7 protein-coding genes are annotated in these 7,886 nt (G+C 74.0%); 3 read left to right on the top strand and 4 right to left on the bottom strand.

Translation table 11 applies throughout. The features are described from left to right. On the bottom strand, positions 1-256 hold a 256-nt coding region (locus G5C62_RS23850; protein ID WP_164702962.1), incomplete at its 3' end, for a DUF1707 domain-containing protein. Positions 257-345: 89 nt separating this feature from the next. Between G5C62_RS23850 and G5C62_RS23855 the strand changes: the two genes are divergently transcribed. The 3 genes from G5C62_RS23855 to G5C62_RS23865 all read left to right on the top strand — a co-directional run bounded on the left by G5C62_RS23855 (position 346) and on the right by G5C62_RS23865 (position 5,313). Further along, positions 346-1,749, top strand: coding sequence for an aspartate ammonia-lyase (locus G5C62_RS23855; RefSeq protein ID WP_036332927.1), 1,404 nt, complete (start codon positions 346-348; stop codon positions 1,747-1,749). 104 nt (positions 1,750-1,853) lie between these two features. Beyond that, positions 1,854-3,155, top strand: a complete 1,302-nt coding sequence (locus G5C62_RS23860) for a citrate synthase (RefSeq protein ID WP_164702963.1) — start codon at positions 1,854-1,856, stop codon at positions 3,153-3,155. A gap of 247 nt (positions 3,156-3,402) precedes the next feature. Further along, positions 3,403-5,313, top strand: a complete 1,911-nt coding sequence (locus G5C62_RS23865; RefSeq protein ID WP_164702964.1) for an NlpC/P60 family protein — start codon at positions 3,403-3,405, stop codon at positions 5,311-5,313. 25 nt (positions 5,314-5,338) lie between these two features. Here G5C62_RS23865 and G5C62_RS23870 read toward each other — a convergent pair whose 3' ends face one another. From G5C62_RS23870 to G5C62_RS23880, 3 genes are all read right to left on the bottom strand, one after another. Continuing rightward, entirely contained in the window at positions 5,339-6,100 is a 762-nt protein-coding gene (locus G5C62_RS23870) for a hypothetical protein (protein ID WP_164702965.1), read from the bottom strand. Continuing rightward, positions 6,097-6,444 carry a hypothetical protein gene (locus G5C62_RS23875; protein ID WP_164702966.1) on the bottom strand — a complete coding sequence of 116 codons (348 nt, stop codon included), beginning with the start codon at positions 6,442-6,444 and terminating at the stop codon, positions 6,097-6,099. Before G5C62_RS23875 ends, G5C62_RS23870 begins: the two co-directional genes overlap by 4 nt. Before the next feature lie 197 nt (positions 6,445-6,641). Then, on the bottom strand, positions 6,642-7,739 hold the full coding sequence (locus G5C62_RS23880) for a flagellar biosynthesis protein FliA (RefSeq protein WP_241176097.1): 1,098 nt from the start codon (positions 7,737-7,739) through the stop codon (positions 6,642-6,644). Between the last annotated feature and the right edge of the window lie 147 nt (positions 7,740-7,886).

Here is a 7,886-nt window from a genome sequence, read left to right on the forward strand (position 1 = left end):
CCGTCGTCCGCTCCCCCACGATCTCCCCGAACGCCGGGACGGCCGACGTCGGCCCGGGCAGGTCGGCGAGCAGCTCGTCGAGGTCGGCCGTCGTCACCGCGGCGTAGGCGACGTCGGCCCGCTGGGTGAACTCGTCCACGTTGATCCGCCCCTCACCGAGGGCGGTCTGCAGCCGGGTCACCACCGCCTCGCGCTCGGCGTCGGAGGCACGGACCACGGGGACGGGACCGGGCTCCCCGGCCTGCTGCTCGCTCATGCTGCGGACCCTAGCCGCGGGGCCGTCCCGCGGTGTCTAGGGTCGCTCCCGCAGGACCATCAGCACACATCACACCCGGGGAGCGCAGCGTGGCCACCGAGACCGACGGCGGGGATTACCGCATCGAGCACGACTCCATGGGGGAGGTCCGCGTCCCCTCGTGGGCGAAGTGGCGCGCCCAGACCCAGCGGGCCGTGGAGAACTTCCCGATCTCCGGCACGCCCATCGAGCGGGAGCTGATCGGTGCGCTGGCGGCGATCAAGGGTGCTGCCGCCGGGGTGAACGCCTCCCTCGGCGTGCTGCCGCAGGACGTCGCCGACGCCGTCACCGAGGCCGCGGCGACCGTCGCCCGGGGTGACTGGGACGCGCACTTCCCGATCGACGTCTTCCAGACGGGGTCGGGCACGTCGAGCAACATGAACACCAACGAGGTCATCGCCACCCTCGCCACCGAGGCGCTCGGCTCACCGGTGCACCCGAACGACCACGTCAACGCCTCGCAGTCGTCCAACGACGTCTTCCCCTCGGCCATCCACGTCGCGGCCACCGGCGCCATCGTGCGCGACCTGGTGCCCGCGCTGGAGCACCTGGCCGGCTCCCTCGAGCGCAAGGCCACCGAGTTCGCCGAGGTCGTCAAGAGCGGCCGCACGCACCTGATGGACGCCACCCCGGTGACCCTGGGGCAGGAGTTCGGCGGCTACGCGGCCGCCGTCCGCTACGGCATCGAGCGGCTGCACGCCTCGCTCCCCCGGATCGGCGAGCTCCCGCTGGGCGGCACCGCCGTCGGCACCGGCATCAACACCCCGCCCGGTTTCGCCGCCGCGATCATCGAGCGCCTGGCCGGCGAGCTGGACCTGCCGCTGTCGGAGGCCCGTGACCACTTCGAGGCGCAGAGCTCCCGGGACGCCCTGGTCGAGGGGTCCGGTCAGCTCAAGACGATCGCCGTCGGCCTCATCAAGATCGCCAACGACCTCCGCTGGATGGGCTCGGGCCCGCGCACCGGCCTGGGCGAGATCGCCCTGCCCGACCTGCAGCCGGGCAGCTCGATCATGCCGGGCAAGGTGAACCCGGTGATCCCCGAGGCGGTGATCCAGGTGGGCGCGCAGGTGATCGGCAACGACGCCGCCGTCACCTACGCCGGCACCACCGGCGTCTTCGAGCTCAACGTGACGCTGCCGCTGATGGCCCGCAACGTGCTGGAGTCGATCCGGCTGCTGGCCAACGTCAGCCGGCTGCTGGCCGACCGCTGCGTCGACGGCGTCACCGCAAACGTCGAGCAGTGCCGCACCTACGCCGAGTCCTCCCCCTCGATCGTCACGCCGCTGAACAAGTACATCGGCTACGAGGAGGCGGCCAAGGTCGCCAAGCAGTCGCTGGCCGAGCAGAAGACCATCCGCCAGGTCGTGGTGGAGCGGGGCTACGTGGAGCAGGGGAAGCTCACCGAGGAGCAGTTGGACGCCGCCCTCGACGTGCTGTCGATGACCCACCCGTAAGGCCCCGGCAGCGGGGCCGTCCAAGGGTGTCCACGGCCCCGTCGCAGATCTCTGCGGCGGGGCCGTGTCGCATCCCGGCGAGAACTGAGTAGCGTCCAGACCTGATGAGCGAGACAGCGAACACCCCAGACGTAGCCCTGCGCTGGCCCGGCGGCGAACTGCCGCTGCCGGTCATCCCCGCGACCGAAGGGTCCGGAGGAATCGACACGAGCAAGCTGCTGGCCACCACCGGCCAGGTCGCCCTGGACATCGGGTTCGTGAACACCGCGTCCTGCACCTCGGAGATCACCTACATCGACGGTGACCAGGGGATCCTGCGGTACCGCGGCTACCCGATCGACCAGCTGGCCGGCAAGGCGAGCTTCCTCGAGGTCTCCTACCTGCTGATCTACGGCGAGCTGCCGACGGCCGACGAGCTGGCGGCGTTCGACCAGCGGATCCGTCGGCACACCCTGCTGCACGAGGACCTCAAGGGCTTCTTCAACGGCTTCCCGCGCGACGCGCACCCGATGCCGGTGCTGTCCTCGGCGGTCAGCGCGCTGTCGACCTTCTACCAGGACTCGCTCGACCCCTTCAACCAGCAGCAGGTCGAGCTGTCGACCGTGCGGCTGCTGGCCAAGCTCCCCACCATCGCCGCCTACGCGTACAAGAAGTCGGTCGGGCAGCCGTTCCTCTACCCGGACAACTCGCTGGGCCTGGTGGAGAACTTCCTGCGGATGACCTTCGGGTTCCCGGCCGAGCCGTACGAGGCCGATCCGGAGCTGGTCAAGGCGCTGGACATGCTCTTCGTCCTGCACGCCGACCACGAGCAGAACTGCTCGACCTCGACCGTCCGGCTCGTCGGCTCCTCGCAGGCCAACCTCTTCGCGTCGGTCTCGGCGGGCATCAACGCGCTGTTCGGCCCGCTGCACGGCGGGGCGAACCAGTCGGTGCTGGAGATGCTGGAGGGCATCAAGGCCGACGGCGGCGACATCGAACGCTTCGTCGCCCGGGTCAAGGACAAGGAGCCCGGCGTCAAGCTGATGGGCTTCGGGCACCGGGTCTACAAGAACTACGACCCGCGCGCGGCGCTGGTGAAGGCGACCGCCGACACGGTGCTGGACAAGCTGGGCGGCAACAACGAGCTGCTCGACCTGGCCCGCCAGCTCGAGGAGATCGCCCTCTCCGACGACTACTTCGTCGAGCGCAAGCTCTACCCGAACGTCGACTTCTACACCGGTCTCATCTACCGGGCGATGGGCTTCCCGACCCGGATGTTCACCGTGCTCTTCGCCATCGGCCGGCTGCCGGGCTGGATCGCCCAGTGGCGGGAGATGATCGAGGACCCGGCCACGAAGATCGGCCGTCCGCGCCAGGTCTACACCGGCCCGGCCGAGCGCTCCTTCGTGGAGATCGCCCAGCGCTGAAGAAGGACCCCGCTGCCCCCCACCGCTCGCAAGCTCGCGGCGGGCCCCTGCAGCGGGGCCGTTCCAGCCTCTCCGAGGCCCCGCCGTCCAGCTGGACGGCGGGGCCTCGTCGTCTCCCCCCGAAGGGGTGAGCTGCACCCCCCGAACCGGTGAGGGACCTTCACCGCCCCGGGGGGCACGTCGATGGGATCAGAACACCGGACGCCGCCTGGCGCCCGGGCCGATCCGACGCAGCTGGGGGACGACGGTGCCCGCACCACGAGCGCAGGCTCCTGCGCCGCGGCCCCGTGCGCAGTCCGCCGCCGGCCGGTCCACCCGGAAGCCACCCGCCAGGAAGCCCGCCACCCGGAGGGCGCCGGTCCGGCAGCCCGCGGGGAAGAAGCCCGCCCCTCGTACCCCGGCCGGGCGTCGTCCGGCCCCCGGCAGTCGCCGCCCCGCACCGCGGCGCACCCGCACCCCCGGTGCCGCGCAGCGCTGGTGGCACCGCCTGGCCGTCGTCAGCGGCGCCACCCTGGCCCTGATCGGCGTCCTCGCCGTCACCGCCCAGCCGCCCACCGAGGCCGGCCAGGTCTCGTCACCGGCCGCCGTCGCCGGCCAGGCCGAGGCCACCGCCGCGACCCTCGCCGACGCCGCGGCCCGCCACCGGGCCGCCCTGTCCGAGGCCGAGAGCCTCACCGCCCAGGCCCAGCAGGCCCGGGACGCCGGCGCGGCGGCGCTGGCCGTCGTCGCCGCCGACCGGGCTGCCGTGGGCGCCCATGCCGACGCCGCGTACCGGCGCAGCCCGGACGAGCGCTGGCCGCTGGCACAGCTCTCCCTGCACTCCCCCGACTCGACGCCCCAGGTCCTGCACGCGCAGGGCCTGGCCGAGCAGCTGACCGAGCAGCAGGACGCCTCGGTCGCCCGGGCCGCGCGGGCCGCCGTGCAGGCGGCGCAACACACCGACACCGCCGCCGCGGCCGACGCGGCCGCGGCCCGGGCGCGCAACCGGGCCGCCGAGGTGCTCGTCGAGGTCCGCGAGATCGTCGCCGACCTCGACCCGACCGTCAGCGCCCAGTGGGCCGCACTGTCGACCAGCGCCGCCGCTGCCGACCAGCAGGCCCGCAACGCCGCCGCGCTGACCGGCTGGCAGGACCACCTGGGGCGGCTGGCCGCGGCCGGGGTCACCCCGCCCCCCGCCGCGACCCTGACCGACCCGGGTGCACTGCCGGCCGGGCTGGCCCCGCTGCGCGACGCCACGGGTGCGCCGGTGCCCGGCGTGGCCACCACCTACGCCGCCGGCGGCACGCTGACCGTGCTCCCCGCCGAGACCGTCGCCGCGGTCAGCGCCGCGTTCGCCCAGCTCGGCAAGCCCTACCTGGTCGGGCAGCAGGGACCCGACGGCTACGACTGCGGCGGGCTCACCGCCACGGCATGGGCGCAGGGCGGCATCGGCCTGCCCGCCGACCTGCCCGGCCAGTGGACCCAGGGCACCCCCGTCCCGGCCGGGCAGCTCCAGGTCGGCGACGTGGTGTTCCGCACCGACCCGCGCAGCGGCCTGGACGACGTCGGCCTGTACCTGGGCGGCACGAGCGTGCTCTCCGCCTCCGCCGACCGCCGGCAGGTGGCGGTGCGCGAGCTGGCCGACCTGAGCACCGCCGTCCGGGTGACCGTGCCGCCGGCCACGCCCGCACCGCTGCCGGTCAGCGGTCCCGTCCCGGCGACGTGCAGCGCACCGCTGCCCGCCCCCGGGAGCGCCCCCGGGCCGGCCACCGGCGCGTGGGGTGGCTGGGCCAACGGGCAGATCCCGGCCGACCAGCTCTGCACGATCAGCAGCGGGCACCGGTTGCGCTGTGACGCGGCGGCCGCCTACCAGGCCATGGCCGCGGCCTACGCGCAGACCTTCGGCGCCCCGCTGTGCATCACCGACTCCTACCGCTCCCTGGGCGCGCAGGTCGACGTCCACCACCGGAAGCCGAGGATCACCGCGGTGCCGGGCACCTCGAACCACGGCTGGGCCCTGGCGGTCGACCTGTGCGGCGGCATCAACCGCTTCGGCACCGCGCAGACGGCATGGATGCAGCTCAACGCCGGGCACTACGGGTGGCTGCAACCGGACTGGGCGCAGGCGGGCGGGCCGAACCCGGAGCCGTGGCACTGGGAGTACGGCGTCCTCAGCTGACCGGCGCAGGAGAGGGCGCGGCGGGTCAGGCCCAGCCGAGGTCGGCGAGCTCCCGCCACGGCAGGGTCGCGCAGGCGTCGGTCGTCTCGGCCACCAGCCGGCGCGCCACGGCGGCGTCCGCGCAGGCGACCGGCCGGCCGGGGGTGACCACGACGTGCATGTCGTGCAGCCGCAGCCCGGCGGCGGCCATCTCGACGAGCAGCTCCTCGGGGCGGACCAGGACCGCGGTGTCCACGCCCGGCACGCCGGCCGAGGTCCACAGGCCCAGCGGACCCTCGACCCGCAGCGCGGTCCGGACGACGGCGGCCCGGCCCAGCGCAGCCGAGCGTGCCTGGTGGACCAGGGGCAGGGATGCGGTGCGGGACGGCCGCCAGGGCACGACCAGCTGGTCGCGCGTCACCACCACCCGCCAGCCGAGCGCGGTCTGCCGGGCGTCGGACCAGTCCAGGACGGCGATGCCGGCGGCCAGGGCAACGGGGTCGGGTACCGGGCGGCGCGCGAGCCAGGCGTCCAGCGCGGTGGCGACCGACTCGGCCGCCACGGGCACCCGGGCCCGGGTCATCTGCTCGGCGAGCTCGGCGAGCAGGACGCGGGTGCGGCGACCGGTGTCGTCGAGGACCAGCATCGGGCCGCGGCCCGCGCCGTCGAGGACGCCGAGCTCCAGGTCCGGGTCGACCCCCCGGTCGGCCAGCAGCTCCACGGCAGCCCGCACGTCGGTCACCCGGACCTCGGCCCGGTTCAGTCGCTGGAGGAGACCGGCCGGGGTGCCGAAGAGCGCTCCGGTCATGCGCTGCGTCCTCCGGTCAGGGCTTCTCGGGCCACGGTCGGCAGACCGGGCAGGGACAACACACTCGCCAGTTCGACGGCGGACAGCCGCACCGGGACCACGTCGTCCGACCAGCCGGTGGCCCGGCGGACGCGCGCGGTGGGCGCGGGCCAGACGACCTCGCGGGCGGCGGCCACGTGCAGTTCGGTGAGGACCTCGCCCAGGTGGACGGCGACCACCGGGTGCAGCGGCCCTCCGTCGAGCGCGTCCTGTACGGCCCGCTCGACCTCGAGCCGGTCCGGGCTGCTCAGCCAGTGCGGGACGAGCACCGCCTGGGCGGGGTCCCCGGCGGGCGGGCCGCTCACTCCCCCACCGCCGGACGACGGGCTCCGGACCCGACTGGCGGACCGTCCCCCGCACTGTGGCGAGGGGGCTCCGGCGCGGTCACGACATGGATATCGGCAGGTGAGAGGCCCAGTGGACCCGGATCGCAACCTTTTCCGCCCGCTCTGGTCAGCTCCGGGACACCGGGCCGCCGCACGCGCGGGGCGGCTGGCGGAGCTCAGCCGCCGAGCTCGGTGAGCCGCTCCTTGAGGGCCTTCTCGGCGCGGTCGGCGTGCACGTTCATGTTGCGCACCGACGTGCCCAGGTCGGCCGACAGCTGGGTCTTGGTCTGCCCGCCCCAGGTGGTCAGGTACCAGGTCGCCCAGCCGAGCACGTTTGGCTGCGCGGCGCGCTGGTCCCGGCGGGCGGTCGGGTCGGGCGCGCACGCGGCGGTCAGGGCGTGCGACAGCAGGCTCTGCTCGGCCTCGCCCATGATCTCGTCGGGCACCTCGGCGCTGTCGGGGACCACGAACTCGACCGTGTCGGTACCGCCGTCCAGGGACTGCAGGTTGCGCAGGCCGTTGAGGGTGGCGACGGTCTGGGAGTTGCGGCGCAGCGTGGCCACGCTCTGGCCCATGTAGGCGGCCAGCTCCTTCTCGCTGGGCCGGCGCTGGTTCTCCGCGGTGAAGGCGGCGACCGCCTTCTGCTGCTTGTTCTCCGTGTCGGCGGCGGTCCGGCCATAGGCGTTGCGGCCCAGGTCGTGCACCCACTTGGAGAGCTGGGTGGCCAGGAAGGCCCCGAAGGGGACGGACTTGGTCTCGTCGTACTGGCTGACCGCCTTCAACACCCACTCGGCGACCTGCTGGTCGACGTCGTCGTTGTCGGGCAGGTGCAGCCGGATCGTGCTCATGTTCCGCTGCAGGCGCTTGAGGCTGACCCGGCAGTAGTGCCGGCACAGGCCGTCCAGGAACGCGGCGGGCAGGTCGCGGGGGGCCCGGCGGCGCACGCCGGCCTCCGGCCGCAGCCCGACCGTGGCGTAGCCCTCGGCGGCGCACCAGGCGCGGATCAGGCCGGCGAGCGCCTCGCCCGTCCCGGTGTCGCCGTCGACCCGGTACAGGCCGTCGCCCTCGTCGTAGGTCACCGTGACCCCGGCCGGCAGGGCGGCCCGGAACTCGGTGAGCGGCAGCTCCCGGTCGGTGCGGAAGTGCACCCGGTCGCGGGGGGTGATCGGGGCCAGTGCCCAGCCCTCGGCCTCGGTGAGCCCACCGAAGACCAGCGGTTCACGGGTACGGGCGGGGTCGGTGGCGAGCTGGGCGGTGAGCATGTCCTGGGACACCGGTCCTCCTGAGGGGAAGTGCAGGTGTGGAAGGTCTGGACGACATCGTCGAGGAGTTCCTCGTGGAGAGCCACGAGAACCTCGACCAGCTGGACCAGGATCTGGTCGCCCTGGAGCAGGACCCCCGTTCACGGGACCGGCTCTCGA

Source organism: Modestobacter sp. KNN46-3 (assembly GCF_011039295.1).